Annotated in this window: 22 protein-coding genes; 10 read left to right on the top strand and 12 right to left on the bottom strand. The window is 59.6% G+C overall.

Translation table 11 applies throughout. The features are described 5' to 3' along the window. Positions 1-36: 36 nt before the first annotated feature. On the bottom strand, positions 37-1,557 hold the full coding sequence (locus tag PO778_RS11435) for a fumarate hydratase (protein ID WP_271439713.1): 1,521 nt from the start codon (positions 1,555-1,557) through the stop codon (positions 37-39). A 186-nt stretch (positions 1,558-1,743) separates the two neighbouring features. Between PO778_RS11435 and PO778_RS11430 the strand changes: the two genes are divergently transcribed. The 5 genes from PO778_RS11430 to PO778_RS11410 are packed head-to-tail and all read left to right on the top strand — an operon-like array spanning position 1,744 to position 7,033. After that, positions 1,744-2,352 (top strand): protein-L-isoaspartate O-methyltransferase family protein, encoded by a 609-nt coding sequence (locus PO778_RS11430; protein ID WP_271439712.1) that lies wholly within the window; start codon positions 1,744-1,746, stop codon positions 2,350-2,352. A 2-nt stretch (positions 2,353-2,354) separates the two neighbouring features. After that, positions 2,355-3,833, top strand: a complete 1,479-nt coding sequence (locus tag PO778_RS11425) for a TolC family outer membrane protein (protein ID WP_235903729.1) — start codon at positions 2,355-2,357, stop codon at positions 3,831-3,833. A 27-nt stretch (positions 3,834-3,860) separates the two neighbouring features. After that, a complete protein-coding gene (locus PO778_RS11420; RefSeq protein ID WP_271439711.1) occupies positions 3,861-4,370 on the top strand; it encodes a DUF2497 domain-containing protein in 510 nt (169 codons plus the stop codon). Positions 4,371-4,424: 54 nt separating this feature from the next. After that, positions 4,425-6,635 (top strand): dipeptidyl-peptidase 5, encoded by a 2,211-nt coding sequence (locus tag PO778_RS11415; RefSeq protein WP_271439710.1) that lies wholly within the window; start codon positions 4,425-4,427, stop codon positions 6,633-6,635. Next, positions 6,635-7,033: a (2Fe-2S) ferredoxin domain-containing protein gene (locus PO778_RS11410; RefSeq protein ID WP_271439709.1), complete on the top strand. Its 399-nt coding sequence runs from the start codon at positions 6,635-6,637 to the stop codon at positions 7,031-7,033. Before PO778_RS11415 ends, PO778_RS11410 begins: the two co-directional genes overlap by 1 nt. A 3-nt stretch (positions 7,034-7,036) precedes the next feature. Here the strand turns inward: PO778_RS11410 and PO778_RS11405 are convergent, their stop codons facing one another. After that, complete coding sequence (locus PO778_RS11405; protein ID WP_160731115.1) at positions 7,037-7,339, bottom strand: hypothetical protein; 303 nt, start codon at positions 7,337-7,339, stop codon at positions 7,037-7,039. 110 nt (positions 7,340-7,449) lie between these two features. On the opposite strand from PO778_RS11405, the gene PO778_RS11400 reads away from it, so the two are divergent. From PO778_RS11400 to xth, 3 genes are read left to right on the top strand one after another with little or no spacing between them, the layout of a single operon-like run. Continuing rightward, entirely contained in the window at positions 7,450-7,881 is a 432-nt protein-coding gene (locus PO778_RS11400) for a CBS domain-containing protein (protein WP_271439708.1), read from the top strand. 44 nt (positions 7,882-7,925) lie between these two features. After that, positions 7,926-8,255 carry an iron-sulfur cluster insertion protein ErpA gene (gene erpA / locus PO778_RS11395; RefSeq protein WP_271439707.1) on the top strand — a complete coding sequence of 110 codons (330 nt, stop codon included), beginning with the start codon at positions 7,926-7,928 and terminating at the stop codon, positions 8,253-8,255. Between the two features lie 10 nt (positions 8,256-8,265). Beyond that, entirely contained in the window at positions 8,266-9,042 is a 777-nt protein-coding gene (gene xth, locus PO778_RS11390; protein WP_271439706.1) for an exodeoxyribonuclease III, read from the top strand. Positions 9,043-9,133: 91 nt separating this feature from the next. On the opposite strand, the gene PO778_RS11385 is transcribed toward xth, so the two are convergent. From PO778_RS11385 to PO778_RS11340, 10 genes are all read right to left on the bottom strand, one after another. Next, positions 9,134-9,793: a cell wall hydrolase gene (locus tag PO778_RS11385; RefSeq protein WP_271439705.1), complete on the bottom strand. Its 660-nt coding sequence runs from the start codon at positions 9,791-9,793 to the stop codon at positions 9,134-9,136. Between the two features lie 199 nt (positions 9,794-9,992). After that, on the bottom strand, positions 9,993-10,328 hold the full coding sequence (locus tag PO778_RS11380; RefSeq protein WP_160731120.1) for a DUF1491 family protein: 336 nt from the start codon (positions 10,326-10,328) through the stop codon (positions 9,993-9,995). Between the two features lie 8 nt (positions 10,329-10,336). Then, complete coding sequence (locus tag PO778_RS11375; RefSeq protein ID WP_160731121.1) at positions 10,337-10,801, bottom strand: PaaI family thioesterase; 465 nt, start codon at positions 10,799-10,801, stop codon at positions 10,337-10,339. Further along, complete coding sequence (locus PO778_RS11370; RefSeq protein WP_160731122.1) at positions 10,791-11,252, bottom strand: PTS sugar transporter subunit IIA; 462 nt, start codon at positions 11,250-11,252, stop codon at positions 10,791-10,793. Before PO778_RS11370 ends, PO778_RS11375 begins: the two co-directional genes overlap by 11 nt. Before the next feature lie 129 nt (positions 11,253-11,381). Then, complete coding sequence (gene hpf, locus PO778_RS11365) at positions 11,382-11,957, bottom strand: ribosome hibernation-promoting factor, HPF/YfiA family (RefSeq protein WP_160731123.1); 576 nt, start codon at positions 11,955-11,957, stop codon at positions 11,382-11,384. A gap of 49 nt (positions 11,958-12,006) precedes the next feature. Next, positions 12,007-12,693 (bottom strand): DNA polymerase III subunit epsilon, encoded by a 687-nt coding sequence (gene dnaQ, locus PO778_RS11360; protein WP_438944398.1) that lies wholly within the window; start codon positions 12,691-12,693, stop codon positions 12,007-12,009. 55 nt (positions 12,694-12,748) lie between these two features. Then, the gene (coaE, locus tag PO778_RS11355; RefSeq protein WP_271439703.1) at positions 12,749-13,348 is read right to left on the bottom strand and encodes a dephospho-CoA kinase; all 600 of its coding nucleotides are present in this window, start codon (positions 13,346-13,348) and stop codon (positions 12,749-12,751) included. Then, on the bottom strand, positions 13,345-14,208 hold the full coding sequence (locus tag PO778_RS11350) for a shikimate dehydrogenase family protein (RefSeq protein WP_271439702.1): 864 nt from the start codon (positions 14,206-14,208) through the stop codon (positions 13,345-13,347). The genes coaE and PO778_RS11350 overlap by 4 nt, the downstream gene beginning before the upstream one ends. After that, positions 14,205-14,789 (bottom strand): Maf family protein, encoded by a 585-nt coding sequence (locus PO778_RS11345; protein ID WP_271439701.1) that lies wholly within the window; start codon positions 14,787-14,789, stop codon positions 14,205-14,207. Before PO778_RS11345 ends, PO778_RS11350 begins: the two co-directional genes overlap by 4 nt. Continuing rightward, positions 14,786-15,631, bottom strand: a complete 846-nt coding sequence (locus tag PO778_RS11340) for a pyruvate, water dikinase regulatory protein (protein WP_160731128.1) — start codon at positions 15,629-15,631, stop codon at positions 14,786-14,788. Before PO778_RS11340 ends, PO778_RS11345 begins: the two co-directional genes overlap by 4 nt. A 325-nt stretch (positions 15,632-15,956) precedes the next feature. On the opposite strand from PO778_RS11340, the gene hemE reads away from it, so the two are divergent. Beyond that, positions 15,957-16,982 carry a uroporphyrinogen decarboxylase gene (gene hemE / locus PO778_RS11335; RefSeq protein WP_271439700.1) on the top strand — a complete coding sequence of 342 codons (1,026 nt, stop codon included), beginning with the start codon at positions 15,957-15,959 and terminating at the stop codon, positions 16,980-16,982. Between the two features lie 31 nt (positions 16,983-17,013). After that, positions 17,014-17,457 (top strand): CopD family protein, encoded by a 444-nt coding sequence (locus PO778_RS11330; RefSeq protein WP_160731130.1) that lies wholly within the window; start codon positions 17,014-17,016, stop codon positions 17,455-17,457. Positions 17,458-17,501: the final 44 nt, after the last annotated feature.

Genomic DNA, 17,501 nt, shown 5'->3' with positions numbered 1-17,501 from the left:
GATCATTGCAGTTCGGCGCGTGCGCATCCACTCAAGTCAGGTCAGCAGCCCTTCCTTGGCGATCTTCTCTTTCCAGCGTGCCGGCGCAAGCGTGTGCACATTGTTGCCCTGACTATCGACAGCGACCGTGACCGGCATGTTCTCGACTGTGAACTCGTAGATGGCTTCCATGCCTAGGTCTTCGAAGCCGACGACCTTGGCTTCCTTGATTGCGCGGCTGACCAGATAAGCAGCGCCGCCTGTCGCCATCAGGTAGGCAACCTTGAACCGGCTGATCACGTCCACGGCATCCGCGCCGCGTTCAGCCTTGCCAATCATGGCGAGCAGACCCTGATCGAGCATCATCTCGGTAAACTTGTCCATCCGTGTCGCGGTGGTCGGGCCCGCTGGCCCAACAGCTTCGCCCATCACCGGATCGACCGGACCAACATAATAGATCGCGCGCCCGCGGAAATCGACCGGCAGTTCCTCGCCCTTGGCCAGCATGTCCTGAATCCGTTTGTGCGCGGCATCGCGGCCGGTCAGCATCTTGCCCGACAGCAGCAACCGGTCGCCATGTTCCCAACCGGCAACTTCCTGCGCTGTCAGCGTGTCCAGATTCACGCGCTTTGCCTGTGAATCCGGCTGCCAGTTCACGTCCGGCCATTCATCCAGCTTCGGCTGTTCGAGGTAGGTCGGACCCGATCCGTCCAGCGTGAAATGTGCATGGCGCGTGGCTGCGCAATTGGGGATCATGGCCACCGGCTTGCCAGCGGCATGGCAGGGCGCGTCGTAAATCTTCACGTCGAGCACGGTCGACAGGCCGCCTAGGCCCTGCGCGCCCACGCCTTGCGCGTTGACGGCATCATATATGTCGATCCGCAGCTGTTCGATATCGGTCTTGGCGCCGCGCTGTTTCAGCTGGGCCATGTCGATCGGGTCCATCAGGCTTTGTTTGGCGAGCTTCATGCAGTGTTCGGCGGTGCCCCCGATACCGATGCCGAGCATCCCCGGCGGGCACCACCCTGCCCCCATGCTGGGTATCTGTTCGATGACCCAATCGACGATGTTGTCTGACGGGTTCATCATCTTGAACTTGGACTTGTTTTCGCTGCCGCCGCCCTTGGCCGCGACGTCGATTTCCACCGTGTTGCCGGGTACCATCTCCACCGAAAGGACGCATGGCGTGTTGTCGCGCGTGTTGCGCCGGGTGAAGGCAGGATCGGCAAGGATCGAGGCGCGCAGCTTGTTTTCGGGATGGGTATAGGCCTCGCGCACCCCGTCATCGACCACGTCTTGCAGGCTGCGGGTCGAATCGAGTCGGCATTCCTGGCCCCATTTGACGAACACGTTGACGATGCCGGTGTCCTGGCAGATCGGCCTGTGCCCTTCTGCACACATTCGGCTGTTGGTGAGGATCTGGGCAATCGCGTCTTTCGCGGCCGGTCCCTGTTCCGCTTTATAGGCATCCCCCAGCGCCCGGATGTAGTCCATCGGGTGGTAATAGGAAATGTACTGAAGGGCGTCGGCGACGCTTTCAATCAGGTCTTCTTCGCGGATTGTCACCATGTCACTCATCGATTCGATACTCCTGCCGGTCGATTGCGGCTCCCATAGGCCCGCGCACCATCTAGCGTCAAAGCAGTTAGCCAATAAGGACTTGGTCGGGGGCAGCGATACGCCTAAAGCTTGAATTGACCAGCTGTGTTATTAGTGCAATACAGCTATCGAGATCCCCGCAAGGTTCAAAGTAAAGACGACGATATGACACTGACCAAGACACGCAGCGACAGCATGGACTTCACTGCAGCCCGCCGGGCCATGATCGACAGCCAGCTGCGCACCAGCGGCGTGAATGATCCGTTCGTGCTGGAACGCATGAATTCGGTTGCGCGCGAACAATTTGTTCCGGCATCCGCTCGCGGTACCGCCTATATTGATCGGGCGATCACGCTCGAAAACGGGCGCAAGATTGCTGCCCCGCTGTTCTACGGAATGGTCCTGGCCGAAGCGCAGCCGAAAATCACGGACACCGTTCTGGTGGTCGACAGCGGCAGCGGTTATCTGCCCGAATTGATCCGCCCGCTCGTCGCTTCGACCGAAGTGATCACGCCGGAAGATGCAGCGAGCAAGACCGGTTCGCGCAAGACATATTCGCTGGTTCTGGTCGATGGCGCGATCGAGCATGTGCCCGCCGGACTTGCCAAGCGTATCGCGGATGACGGCCGCATCGTCACCGGCCTTGCCAAGGATGGCGTTACGCGGCTTGCAGTCGGCCGCAAGGCCACCAGCGAAGTTGCGCTGTTGCCGCTGATCGAAATCGGCATTCCGCGCCTTTCCGAATTCGACAAGCCGACCAGCTGGAGTTTCTGACAATGCAATCACGGGCGCCGCAAAAACGGATGTTCCGGCTCGCCATGCTTGCCGGGGCTGCTGCAATTGCGTCGCCGGCGCAGGCGGATACCCTGCGCGAAGCGCTGGTCGGTGCCTACCAGACGAATCCTACTCTACAGGCCGCGCGGGCGAACCAGCGCGCCACAGATGAAAACGTGCCGATCCAGCGTGCCAGCGGCCTGCCCGGCGTCAGCGCCACAGCCACGCACATCGAATTCCTGAAGCGGTCAGCCAACAGCTTTACCGCACCTGAGAGAAACCTGAGCGTCGGCGTCGATCTGGGAGTTCCGATCTATTCGGGCGGGGCGGTGAAAAACGCGGTCCGCGCTGCGAAACAGCGGGTCACCGCTGGTCAGGCCAATTTGCGCGGCACCGAATCCGCGATTTTCAGCTTTGTGGTTGCCGCGTATATGGACGTGATCCGCAATGAAGCCATTGTCGGGCTGTCGACCAACCAAGTCGAGGTACTCTCGGTCAATTTGCAGGCGACCGAGGACCGTTTCGAAATCGGCGACCTTACGCGCACCGATATCGCCCAGTCACAATCGCGCCTGGCCGTTGCGCAAAGCGATCTGCGTTCGGCGCAGGCCAACCTGATACTGGCGCGCGAAAATTACATTCAGCTGGTCGGTGAAGCGCCCGACAATCTCCAGCCCCCGCCGCCCCTCCCCGGCTTGCCCGACAATGTCGCAGCCGCCATCGATATCGCGCTGGAAAACAACCCTGATCTGATCGCAGCGAAGGAACGCGCCGACGCCGCACGTTTCGATGCGAAAGCCGCCGGAGCGAGCCGTATGCCTACCGTTTCGCTGTTCGCGGGCGGTGACTATTCGGATTTTTACGGGACACTTGGCGGCCCCACTTCGGCACAGTTCGCGCAGACTGAAACCACAGCCAATGCCGGTGTGCAGATCAGCATTCCAATATTTCAGGGCGGCCGTCCTGCGGCGCTGAAGCGGCAGGCTCAGGCCCGTTCGACCGCTGCACTGGAACAGGTGATCGAAGCTGAGCGCGATGTTATCGCGCAGGTCCGCGCCTCCTATTCCAGCTGGCAAGCGGCCAATGCGATCATCGAATCATCGCTGTCTGCAGTTTCTGCCGCTGAACTCAGCCTTGAGGGCGTGCGGGCAGAAAACTCGATCGGCAACCGGACGATCCTCGATGTGCTGAATGCCGAACAGGAACTCCTCTCTGCCCGCGTCCAGCTCGTGACTGCACGGCGCAACGCCTATGTTGCAGGGTTCACTCTGCTGGCTGCTATGGGCAAGGCGGAAGCGCGTGACCTGGGCCTTGAGGATGAGGGGCTGCTTTACGACCCAACGCTCAATTACGAGCGGGTGAAAGGCCGTATCTGGGACTGGGACAGCGATCCAGAACCAGTCGCGGTTTCTACAAGAACCGTTGACATTCCAGCGTCCAACGCAGAAATTCAGACCGTTGAATCACAGCCTGGCAACTAAGCTGGGCGAATCGGGGGTCTAGTTCTCATGCGTCAGGAAGGCGAAGCATCGGTCGAGGAAATCCTCGAATCGATCAAAAAAGTCATCGCTCGCGACAATCGCACCAGCGCCGTTATCGAGCGCCGGAAGCGTGAAACCGCCGGCGTCGCAGAAGAGGCACCGGAACCAGCGGATCGCGAAGAAGCCGACGAAGTGCTCGAGCTTGCGACCGAACACATGGTTGAAACCTTTAGCGCAGCCGATTCGGGCGTCGATGATCTGGATGGAGATGATTCGGAAGACTGCGATTCGGATGAATCGCCCCTGATGACCGATACTGCGCGTGATACCATGCGCGAAAATCTCGCTGCGCTGGCGATGCTGGCAAAGCCCGGTGTCCCTCCGCAAATAGTGCGCACAGGCGAAACTTCGCTTGAAGGCATGGTGCGCGACCTGCTCCGCCCGATGCTCGCCGAATGGCTCGATGCCAACCTGCCGGACATGGTCGAAAAAATGGTCAAAGCCGAGATTTCACGGATTGCCGGCAAGAAGGGCTGATCCCTTCGACGATTGCACTTGCACCGCGCGGACGAGCGTTTACTTCTCGCCCGCATGATTACAAAAACCGGGCGCATCGCTGCTTTCACCGTTTCTCTCGCCGCCATGGTCGCTGCCGCGCCCGCGCTGGCAGACCATCATTCCCAGCCAGCCGCCGCTGAGCGGCCGCCCATGTCAGCACAAGACCTGGTGGTAATGCCGCGGCTTGGCGATCCAATGGTGGCAAACGACGGGCGCACCGGACTGTATTCGGTCACAGAAACCGATCCTGAAAGTTACGAGCGCAGCACCCGGTATTTCCTCCAGGATCTGGCGGCACCGCAAGTCGATCCGGTTGAAATCGATCTGGGCGAAAGCGTGTTCAATCTCCAGTTCGGCAGTGATGGTAACCTGTATTTTCTGTCCGATCGAGCTCTCGCCAGCGACAGCGAAGAAAGCAGCGGCGCCGACAAAGCCGAAGCCTATTCGCGGGTCTACCGCTTGCTGGTGACCGCCAGCGGAGAGGTGAGTGCGCCGAGTCTGGTGGCCGATCTGCACAACGGCATAGACGGTTTTCACCTCTCTCCCGATGGCGAAAAGATCGCAGTATGGGCGGAAATCGCGCGTGACTGCGAAGCATTCGGCTGCGAAGGCGATGGCGAGGCACACCTCACCGGGCCGGGCAGCGGGCGGCTTTACGATGCAGAAGACGGTTTCTTCCGTCACTGGGATCAGTGGGAAACACCAGGTACCCACAGTCGCGTCTTCGTATTCGGATTGGAGAACGGCGAGGCTGTAGGCGACGGTGTCGCTCTGGATGGCGGGGACGATGATGGCGCCCTGACCGGCGATACCCCGACGAAGCCATTCGGCGGCGGTGAAGAAATTGCCTGGGCCGCCGATTCTTCCGGCGTTTGGTTCGTTGCACGGAAAGCGGATGCTGCGGAACCCACCACGACCAATACTGACATCTTCTGGTCCGACCTTACCGGCGCAGCGCCGCAGAACTGGACCGCCAACAACCGTGCGGTGGATACGCTGCCGGTGCCATCGCCCGACGGCAAATGGCTAGCCTACCTCGCCATGGAACGGGTCGACTACGAGGCAGACCGGCTCGTGATCCACCTTCGTGACCTGGAGAGCGGGGACACCCGCGTTCTGACAGAGGGATTTGACCGTTCATTCGGCTCGATCGCCTGGACGCCCGATTCACGCTGGATTGTCTCCACCGCTCAGGACGTGCTGGATACACCAGCGTTCAAAATCGATCCGCAAACAGGCACCGTGGAGCGTCTCGACCTGATGGCCGGAAACGAGGCCCATATCGGCGCGGTTACTCCGCTTGACGGCGATCGCCTGCTTTTCACTCGCGATTCCATCGGCGGACCGCGCGAATTGTTTCTGTCAGAAGGCTGGGGCCAGGCACGCCCGCTGACCAAGGTTGGAATGAACATCCTTGGCAACCGCGCGTCGGTTGTCACCACACGGTTCAACTTCGAAGGCGCGGACGGCGACACGGTCTGGGGACAGATTACCAAGCTGGAGGGTCAGCAAGGCCCGATCCCGGCCATTCTGTACGTCCATGGCGGACCGCAGGGATCGTTCAACGATGGCTGGTCCAGCCGGTGGAACCCGCGTGTTCTCGCCAGTCAGGGTTATGCCGTGATCTCGGTCGATTTCCACGGCAGCACCGGATACGGGCAGGAATTCACCGATGCGATCAATCAGGACTGGGGCGGCAAGCCGCTGGAAGACCTTCAGAAAGGTCTCGCCGCCGCGCTCCAACTTGATGCCCAGATCGACGGCACGAAAACCTGCGCGATGGGGGCATCCTATGGCGGGTACATGATGAACTGGATCGCCGGCAAATGGCCCGACCGGTTCGACTGCCTTGTGCAACATGACGGCCTGTTCGACATGCGCAGCTTCTACTATTCGACGGAAGAATTGTGGTTCCCCCGGTGGGATTTCGGCGGCACCTATCAGGAGCAGAAAGAACTCTACGAGAAGTGGAACCCGGTGAACCACGTGGCGAACTGGAAAACACCAATGTTGGTCATCACCGGCGAAAAGGATTTCCGCGTTCCCTATTCCCAGGGTCTGCAGTCCTTCACTGCGTTGCAGGAACAGGGCGTTCCGGCGCAGATGCTGGTCTTCCCGGACGAAAACCACTGGGTGCTGAAGCCGAAGAACTCGCTCCAGTGGCACGGCACTGTATTCAGCTGGCTGGACCGGTGGCTAGGCGAAGCCGGTATCGAACCTTCCGGCGAACCGATCGCCGAATAATGAGCCGCAAGTCGGAACTGGAGAAAGCGCAGAAGGCCCTGGCCAAAATCGGCGGCGAATCTGTCGAACGGCAGATTTTCCTCTGTTCGGTTTCGGACAAGCAGAAATGCTGCAATCGCAAGGAAGGAAAGGAGGCGTGGGACTATCTCAAGAAACGCCTCAAGCAACTCGGCCTGGTCGGCCCCAGGCGGAGCGACGGGTCAGGCGGCGTGCAGCGCAGCAAGGCCGATTGCCTTCAAGTGTGCGCTGCCGGGCCGATCGCTGTAATCTGGCCGGAAAATGTCTGGTATCATTCGTGCAACGCGGCTGTGCTGGAGCGGATCATCCAGCAGCACTTGATCGGCGGAGAGGTGGTTGAGGAATTCCGCCTGACAGGTGCATCATCAGACGCGGATTAGGGATCAGTCCCTGTCCCGCTTGTCCTCATCTTCCAGCAGATCGGACACGCTTTCATCATGCCCGGTACCGCTCGACAGGAAAACCAGCCCCATCAGCGCAGATGTAAGCAGCATCATGAATCCGATGCCGAGTGCAGCTGCGATATAGAAATGCACCGATGCCGGGCTTTCCCCGTCATACAGGAGCGCCAGGGCAATACCCACGACACCAAGGGTCACCAGCATCATAAAACGCATCAGGCGGCGAAAACGGGCCCATGCAAAGGCGGCGTTTTCAGGGTCGTCGAGAGGTGATTTGGGAATCATGACGCCCTAATGCTCGCCAAAAGCCGGTGTTGCAACCGGTGGCTCGCGGAGCATTTGGCAATCACCCCCGCTTCGTGGCACAATGTGCCTTTCTAGGAGGAGGTGCCCCGATGCAGATTTCACAGCTTATCGCCGACAGAGCTGGTTCGGATATCATCACATGCGATGCAGGAACCCCCGTGAAGGATGTGGTTGCAATGCTGGCGAGCAAGCGGATCGGCGCCCTGCCGGTCATGCAGGGCGGCCAGATCGCAGGGATATTTTCCGAAAGGGACCTGATTTACCGGATGGCGGACGAGGGCTCTGCCTGTCTCGACAAGACGGTAGGAGAGGTGATGACCGCGCCGGCCATTACAGTCGACAAATCGGCCAAGGTGATCGAAGCGCTGGCACTGATGACGCGCCGCCGCATCCGCCATTTACCCGTGGTCGACGGCAACGCCATGTGCGGCTTCATCAGCATCGGCGATCTGGTCAAATCGCGCATCGATGAAGTCGAGAACGAGGCAGAGGCGATGCGCAACTATATTCAGACGGTGTGACCGCGCCGCTTGAGGCACTGCCCCAATATACCTACATAGGGTCCATGGCTGATACGCTCAAACTCACGACCTCCGCTGCAAAGCGCGTGGCATGGATCGCCGAAAAGCAGTCCAAACCGGCAATCCTTCGTCTGTCTGTCGAAGGCGGCGGATGTTCCGGCTTCCAGTACAAGTTCGACCTTGCCGAAGCAGCCGAGGGAGAAGATTCGGTGAGCGAGACGGACGGCGTGAAGCTGGTAGTCGACCCGATCAGCCTCGATCTCGTCAGCGGCAGCGTCGTTGATTTTGTCGAATCGCTGGGCGGTGCGGCATTCCGGGTCGAAAACCCCAACGCGGCGGCCGGGTGCGGCTGTGGTTCCAGTTTCGGCATCTGACGCGGCAGCCATGCGGATCGCAACATACAATATCAACGGGGTGAAGGCACGCCTGCCCCGCCTCCTGGAATGGCTTGACGAAACCCGCCCCAAAGTGGCGTGTCTGCAGGAAATCAAGAGCCAAGATGAAGGCTTCCCGATCGCCGAGTTTGAGAAGATCGGATACCAGGGCATCTGGCACGGCCAGAAAAGCTTCAACGGTGTCGCGATACTCGCTGACGGCACCGCGCCGGTCGAAACACAGCGCGGCCTGCCCGGTGACCCCGAGGACGAGCAATCGCGGTATCTGGAGGCAGAGGTGGACGGTGTCCGTATCGCCTGCATTTATCTGCCCAATGGAAACCCGCTGCCTGGGCCGAAATTCGACTATAAACTGGCGTGGATGGAACGGCTGCGGGCGCGGATGAAGCATCTGTGGGATTTGGAGATACCCTGCGCCGTCGTGGGCGATTACAACGTCATCCCGGAAGACAAGGACGTCTGGTCACCCAAAGCAATGGCATCGGACGCCCTGATGCAGCCGGAATCGCGCGATGCCTATAATCGGCTTCTCGGTGATGGCTGGACCGATGCAATCGGCACTCGCAACCCGCGCGGCGGGGTATGGACCTATTGGGATTATCAGGCGGGTGCATGGCAGCGCGATCACGGGTTCCGTATCGACCACCTTTTGCTCACCCCGGAGCTGGCCGACCGGCTGACCGCTGTGGGCGTGGACAAGGAATATCGCGGGCGCGAGAAAGCCAGCGACCACACGCCCGTTTGGGTCGAAATCACCTCTGCATAGAACGAAAAAGCCCCCTTTCCCGAAGGAAAGAGGGCTTGATTGCGACCCGGCCAGCCTCACGGCTGCGGGCAGTCTGGCGATATGTTTCGCCTTAACGGTAGAAAATGTGCGTCTTGATGGTAGCGCGTGCCGTTTTCTGGCGGCTCCATTTGGGACGAACATAATTGGCGTGGAAATAGAGCGAGTCCCGTGCTTCGCTTTCCCACAAACCTTCATGCGCGATGCGGGCGATTGCCTTCGCACGCTTCCATGCGCCGGATCCTTCGCGAACACGCGGCATGCGGCCGTTTTTGACGAAGCTGAACTGCGAACGCTGGTGCACAACACTGCAATAGCTGGACGGAAAGACGTCGGAATCGGTGCGGTTTATGATAACCTGAGCAACCGCCAACTGGCCTGCGAGCGGCTCCCCGCGCGATTCGAAATAAACCGCACCGGCAAGGCAGTGCATTTCGCGCGACAATTCACTCTGAGTGGCGGTTGCGGCGACGAGTTCTTTGAGTGACGAAGCTGATGGAGCGGCGGCGTCTGCCTGCTCTTCCGTCTCAGTCTCGGCGGGCAGCGGCTGAACCACTTCTTCCGCTACAAACACGGGCACCGTTTCTTCGGTAACCGCGAGAGACTGTGAATTTTCAATCTCGGATTCGATGCCCTGTTGAGCATTCGCGCCGGAGATTTCGGCGCTTGCAAAAGTAACTGTCATGGTTGCAGCAATTGCTGCGACACCGGCAAAATGGGTCTTGCGAGCCATGTTTTCACTACATTGTGCGGTGGACGAGCACTGGCGCAGGCTGGGACCTGAAAGAATTAATCAAAAAGGGGATGGGTCCAGAAAAAGGGCCTGCCGGCCGCCCCCCGTCTGCGTGCTAACCGAATGACCGAATGCCATTCCGCCGCCTGCGCATCGGAAGTTCGATGTGCCAAATAGTTTCAACTGAAATTATGTCAACCTATTTATGTTGCAGTGCGGCAAAACGTTCCGGATGTGCGACATCCAGCTCAACGATCCAGCAATCCGGGTCCTGCTCACCCCTGCGGTGCACATATTCATCGAAAGCATGCGGGTTTTCGAGGTCTTGCTCTCTGGTAAGCTCGAAACTGCGGGTGTCGTCCAGATGCGGCATCCGCTCATAGAGACGCGCCGGACCGCCGCGCTCCAGCGTCACGATCAGGATTGTCCCTGCGTCCCGCTCGCCTTTGGAAAGGACAGTCGCAAAGCCGCCGGCTGCCTGCACTGCACGAATCAACCCAGAAACTTCCAGATGGGCAGGCAGACGAGCATCCATCGTCCGGCTCAATCGGTCCGGTAGCCGGGAAGTCCCGACAGGGAGATGTGCGAACGCATGAAGGTGCCGGTCCCGCGGCCGATCTCGTCGCCTTCTTCATCGATCAGACGCGATTCGGCCACGAATACCCGCCGCTTGCCGCTGACCCAGTGACCTTCGGCGATGACCTTGCCCTCTCGAACAGGCTTGGTGAAATGCAGGTTGAACGATGTCGTCAGGAGAAAACGGTCGGTGACGAGCGTATTTGCCGCATAGAATGCCGCGTCGTCGAGCATCTTGAAATAGATCGTCCCGTGGGCGGCACCTGCGGCGTGATAGGATTGCGGGGTAACATTGAACACCAGTCGCGAACGACCTTCGCCGGTGATTTCCAGTGCCGAATCGAACAGATGGTTTACCGGCGCAGACGCATAGAGCCGTTCCAGTGCGCGGTGGTGCAGCTCCGCGCCTTCGTTCTGCCCGTCAAGCGACATCGCGGTCCGAACTGTTGGTGAGCAAGGCGTAGAGTGCCTCGCTATCCTGCGCCTCGCTCAGGGCCTGGTGCATGTCGTCATCGCGGACCATGCGGGAAATAGCCGCCAGCGCGTGCAAATGACTGACGCCTGCATTGATGGGGGACAGAAGGCCGAATACCAGGTCCACATCCATTCCGTCCGCCGCACCGAAGTCAACCGGAGATTCGAGGCGCAGCAGGACCGCAACCGGACGGTTGATCGTATCGATACGCGCATGCGGGATCGCCACGCCGCGCCCGAACCCGGTGCTTCCCAAAGCTTCTCTTTCCTCAAGCGATTCCAGCACGGTGTCGCGGTCGACCCCGTACACGGCAGCAAAGCGATCAGCTGCAGCGGCGAGAATAGCGTCCTTGGTGCCGGCGCGAATTGCCGCGACGGCTTCGGGCAGAAGTTTGAAATTGGCGTCCATTGGCAAAACTGATTCTGTCTAACACGATCCGAAGGCTGGGTTCATGCGTACTGAGCGGCAATTGACAAGCCGCAAGTTACTGAAAAACCCGGGTAATCCAGCCTCGACGAAAGACGTCAGGAGGACTTCTTAATGTGGTTCGACCCAACCGATCGACCCGTCACGGCGGCGATAAACCATATTATGCCGCCCGGTTCCAGCATTTTTGAAGAACATCGCGTTGGTATCGCGCAGGTCCAGCATCATGACTGCGTCGGCTACGCTGGCTTCGGGAATGTCTACTTTGGTTTCAGCGATAACCAGTGGCGAATCGCCGCCCGCTTCTTCTTCCTGTTCTTCGGGTTCAGGTGCTGATGCAAAGATAGTGTAGGCGGCTTCTTCTTCCTTCGAAGCGTGCGCAGCCTGTTCGTGGCGATCCTTGATCCGGCGTTTGTAACGGCGCACCTGCTTATCGATCTTCTGTGCAGCCTGATCCAGCGCCTGATGCGCATCATGCGCCTCCGCATGTCCTTTGACCGTCAGCCCGTGCATCACGTGGGTCACGATGTCGCAGCTAAATGCGCCAGCCGGTGCCTTCCCGAAAGTGACGTGCGAGGATATCGCACTGCCGAAATATTTGTCGACGATCCCGTTAAGTCGGTCCGCAACGTGAGTCTGGAGTGCTGATCCGGTTTCCACCTGATGGCCTGAGACGCGAATATCCATGGTCTTATTCTCCTTATTCACTGGACCCGACGGGAAGAGGGTTCCCGACCTACTTACCCCAAAGGGGTGACTTAATATTCTCAATAAACGCTTGATGACGCGCCAGTTCTTCAGCCGTCGCGCTATGCGGGCGCGGTTCGCGGCGCGGGCCGGTCGTAACGCTGATACTTGCCGTCTCGGTTGTTTCGACGATCACGGTTTCAGCGGCGAGTTCCAGACCGATCTGCCGGCCGCCCGTCAGTTCAACATAAACCTGGGCGAGCAGCTCCGCATCGAGAAGCGCGCCATGCTTCACCCGGTGGCTCCGGTCGACACCGTAACGCGAACACAGCGCATCAAGGGAATTCTTTGCGCCCGGATGCTTCTTGCGAGCGATGGCCACCGTATCAACCATGCGGTCCATGCTGATCGGTTCACGCTCGATCAGCGAGAGCTCGTTGTTGAGAAAGCCAAAGTCGAACCCGGCATTGTGCGCCACCAGCGGCGAATCCTGCAGAAAGTCGAGAAGATCCTGCGCCACATCACGGAACAGCGGCTTGTCGGACAGGAAAGAACTGGAAAGACCGTGAACCGCCTCTGCTGCAGCGGGCATATCGCGTTCCGGATTGTAATAGCAGTGATAGCTGGCCCCGGTTTCAACTCGGTTGACCATCTCGACACAGCCGATTTCAACCATCCGGTCCCCGGTTGAGGGGTCTAGGCCGGTGGTTTCAGTGTCGAAAACGATTTCACGCATTAATTGGAATGTGCGCCTCAACCCCGCATTGCGCAAGGGGTCAGACAGATGATTTTTAGCTGGGCCGGGCGCGGAGCTTCTCGATCAGCTCAAGCACTTGCGCCCGCGTTGCGTCCAGCGTTGAACCGGTGTCGATCACATGATCCGCGCGCTCGCGTTTTTCAGCATCGGGCACCTGCAATTGCAGGATATGAGCGAATTTTTCTTCGGTCATACCTGGCCGCCGGAGCACACGTTCGCGCTGCGCTTCTGCCGGGGCAGACACCACTATTATGATGTCGACCGCCGTATGCCCCCCTTTTTCGAACAGTAGCGGGATGTCGAACAGCACCATCGGCGCAGAGGCGTGTTCTATCAGGAATGCCTCGCGCTTTCGCGCAACCGCAGGGTGGACGATGGCCTCCAGCCGAGCGAGCGCATCGGGCTGGGCAAACACGAGCTTGCCAACTGCATCGCGGTCCAGCCCCCGTTCGCCGGTCGTACCGGGAAATTCAGCCTCGATCGCCGGGAGCAGTTCGCCGCCGGGTCCCTGCATCGCTCGCACTTCGGCATCGGCATCGAAAACCGGAACGCCTGCCTCTGCAAACATCGTAGCGACGGTCGATTTGCCCATCCCGATCGAGCCGGTGAGGCCGAGTATCACGGGTTTGCTCATTGCATCAGCCTTTCACGCAATTGTGCATCGTCACCGCGTGGAGGTTTTTTGCCGAAGAACAATTCGAACGCTTCCGCCGCCTGGCCGATCAGCATGGAAAGCCCATCTATGGTTGCCAGACCCTGCGCGCGGGCGTTCTTCAGGAACTCCGTCTCCAGCGGGTCGGTGACTATATCATAACATACGCTGCCGGGCGGAGCATGGCTGAAATCGAAGGGCAGGGGGGGCTGGCCGCGCATTCCCAGCGGCGTGGTGTTGACGATAAGATCGAGGCACCCTTCGCGGTCGTCGAAGGCGAAATCGGTGGGCTCCGCGAAATGCGCGAGCGGAGCGATATGGTGATCGCTAGCCCCGGTAAGTTCCGCGATCAATTCGGCCGCCTTGTCAGTGTTCCTGCCAGCAAGGACCAATACAATATTATGCCGATCAAGCGCAGTGATGACCGCGCGCGAGGCACCGCCAGTGCCCAAAACGCGCGCCATTCGAAACAGGTGGGGCTGATCGAGCAGACCGGCGAGCGGTTCCAGAAATCCGCCGACGTCGGTGTTGAAACCCCTGAGCGTACCGTCGGGCTGCCGGACTACCGTATTCACCGCGCCGACTTTTTCCGCCAGCGGGTCCAGACTATCCAGCAAAGGTATTATCGCCTGTTTATGCGGCATGGTTACGTTGCAACCTGCCCAGTTTTCATCCGACCGGGCATTCGCGAGGTAATCCGCGAGCCCCTCGGGCGTGACTTGTGCCGCGCGGTATTCCGCATCGAGGCCAAGCTTCTCGATCCAGAAGCCATGTATCGCGGGCGACTTGGACTGCTTGATCGGGTCGCCGACCACCTCCGCATAGGGGCGCGGGGCGGTCACTTCGGCAGCTCGCCCAGATCGCGCAGCGCGCCCAGGACTGGCAGCAGCGGCATGCCCAGCACAGTGAACTGATCGCCCGTGATGCTTTCGAACAATTGCACACCCATCGCTTCGATCCGGAATACACCAACACAGCCAGCGACAGCCGGCCATTCGGCATCGAGATAGGATTCGATAAATTGAGCTGACAATTCGCGCACTTGCAGTGACGCTGTGGCGGCATCTTGCCACAGGATTTCTCCATCGCGGACCAGCGCTGCACCGCTGTGCAATTGCATTTCCTTGCCTGAAAAGAAGCGCAGATGATCGGCGGCCGCGTCGCGGTCTGATGGCTTGTCGAAGCGCTGGCCGCCAGCAACGACCAGCGAATCGCTGCCAAGCACGATGGCTCCCGGATGAGCGGGGCTGACAGCCTCGGCCTTCGCGACCGCAAGACCGGCGGCAATTTCGGCGGGTGATGCACCGGCCATCGATTGTTCTGCGGCTCGCTCGTCTATCGAGGCCGGGACGCTTTCATAGTCAACTCCGGCGGCGTCCAGCATTGCCTTGCGAGAGAAACTTTTCGACGCGAGGACGATCATATCGGCTTGGTCCCGACCCGAGGTGCAATTTCGCGCCGCTCCCTTTCGCCGACAAGGTTGATAACCGCCGCTGCCGTTTCTTCGATCGATCGGCGGGTGACGTCGATCACCGGCCAGCCGTTGTCGGCGAACATGCGACGGGCGAACTTCACTTCCTCGCGCACGCGTTCGTCATCGATATAGGATGTCTCCGCCTGTTCGTTGAGCGAGAGCAGCCGGTTGCGGCGGATCTGCACCAGCCGTTCGGGCGCGGTGGTCAGGCCCACCACAAGGGGTCTCTTCAAGCCATACAGCGCATCCGGCGGCGGGCTTTCGATCACCAGCGGAATATTGGCTGTCTTGTACCCGCGATTGGCGAGATAAATGCTGGTCGGGGTCTTGGACGAGCGCGATACGCCCGCTAGGACAATATCCGCCTCCTCCCAGTTTTCCCACCCGACCCCGTCATCATGCGCAATCGTATAATGGATTGCATCGACCCGTTTGAAATACGCGTCGTCCATCAAGTGCTGCCTGCCGGGCCGTCCATGCGCCTCCTGCCCGAGTTGGTCTTCCAGCGCAGCGGTTACCGCATCTAGCGCCGGGACCGCAGGCAGACTGAGTTGGCGGCAATGGTCCTCCAGTCTTTGGCGCGTCTCCGGATTGACCAGAGTGAACAGCACCAGGCCGGGATTTGCCGCAAGGTCGGGGACAATCCGGTCGAGATGCTGCTTCGAGCGGACCATCGGCCAGAAATGGCGTATGATGTCAGCATCTTCGAACTGGGCCAGCGCGGCCTTCGCAACCATTTCCAGCGTTTCGCCGGTGGAGTCTGACAGGAGGTGGAGATGGAGGCGGCTCATGAGAGAATAATAGGCCCGTTTGGTCTGTGGAAAATGCTGAGCATAAAACACGGGACAAAGCTGACGACAAGTTCGGGCCCGGATTCCATGCCCAGTGCGAGTCCTTACCGAGTCCGTTTATGGACAGGTCCGCTAGCTTGTCGACAGGCTGGGGACAGCGTGGATAAGCTTTGCTTGACCAAGGGAGTCTGCAGATTCGCATCGGCCCAAAGGGTGTTCAAAGCGGGAGAAATCGGGCAGAGAGACGCTATCCCCGATTTCCACAGGGCCAACAGACTCCTTCATCCTCTATATATAAATAATATTATTTAGTTAGGACCCCTCGATGCCTGGTCTTCTCCTCGAAACCCTGCGCGGAAAGCGCGCTGACAAAGTACCCATGTGGCTCATGCGGCAGGCTGGCAGATACTTGCCTGAATATCGCGAACTGCGTGCGGAAAAGGGCGGTTTCCTCGATCTGGTCTATGATGCCGAGGCAGCGACCGAAGTGACTCTGCAACCGATCAAGCGGTTCGGGTTCGACGGTGCGATCCTGTTTTCCGATATTCTGATCATTCCCTATGCCATGGGCCAGAACCTGGAATTTCTTGCCGGCGAAGGACCTCGTCTCTCGCCAAAGCTCGTCGATCATGCGCTCAGCAGCCTTGAAGCTGTGCCACAGCGCCTCGATCCGATTTATGAGACCGTGTCCAGGGTGAAGGCTGGACTCGGCCCTGAAACCACCTTGCTGGGCTTTGCAGGATCTCCGTGGACCGTGGCAACGTACATGGTGGCGGGAGAGGGCAGCCGCGACCAGCATGAAACGCGCGCCATGGCTTACCGCGATCCGGCGGCATTCGGTGCGATTATCGATGCAATCGTCGATCTGACCGTCGAATATCTGTCGGGGCAGGTCGCTGCCGGGGCGGAAGCGGTACAGATTTTCGACAGCTGGTCGGGCAGCCTTGCTCCGGCTGAATTCGAACGCTGGGTCATTGCACCGAACGCCGCAATCGTTTCTGCGATGCATGCGCGCTATCCCGACTTGCCGATCATCGGTTTTCCCAAGGGTGCCGGCGAAAAACTGCCCGCCTACATGCGCGAGACGAAAGTTTCCGCAGCCGGTATCGATGAAACCGTCGATCCAGTGTGGGCCGCGCAGAACCTGCCCGAAGGTCTGCCGGTACAGGGCAATCTTGATCCTTTGCTGCTGCTTTCCGGCGGCGAGGCGCTGGATCATGCAGTCCACCGCGTGCTTGAGGCTTTTCGCGACCGGCCGCATGTTTTCAACCTCGGTCACGGCATTGGCCAGCACACGCCAATCGCCCATGTCGAGCAGTTAATTTCGGCTGTCAGAGGCTGGAAGGGGTGACAATCGCGCCCTTCGTCCCCAATTCGCAACCATGCAGGAAACGCTCGCCATGATTTATCTGTGGCTCAAGGCCGGTCATATCATTTTCGTGATCTTCTGGATGGCGGGGCTGTTCATGCTGCCGCGTTATTTCGTTTATCACCAAGAGGCAGACCCCGGCTCGCCCGAGGAAGCGAAGTGGATCGACCGTGAGCAAAAGCTGCTCAAGATTATTCTCCTGCCTTCGATCATCGTGGTCTGGGTTCTTGGCCTGGCGTTGATGAGCACTGTGGGTGCCCACACCCAGGGCTGGTTCCACGCGAAACTGCTGATCGTGTTGCTGCTGTCGGGCTATCACGGCTGGATGTCGGCGTATGCGAAGAAGCTCGCCCGCGGAGAACGCCCGCTGCAAGGCAAGGCGCTGCGCCTGATTAACGAAGTGCCCGGTATCGCTGCGGCAATTATCGTGATCCTGGTGGTCGTGAAACCGTTCTGATTTTGCGGTCATCTGCGCCGCGGCACGCTGCAAATCATTTGACG

Source organism: Pontixanthobacter luteolus (genome assembly GCF_947494915.1).
Classification (GTDB): domain Bacteria; phylum Pseudomonadota; class Alphaproteobacteria; order Sphingomonadales; family Sphingomonadaceae; genus Pontixanthobacter; species Pontixanthobacter luteolus.
The sequence above is the reverse complement of the archived record's forward strand: the minus strand, read 5'-3'. Positions and strand labels throughout refer to the sequence as shown.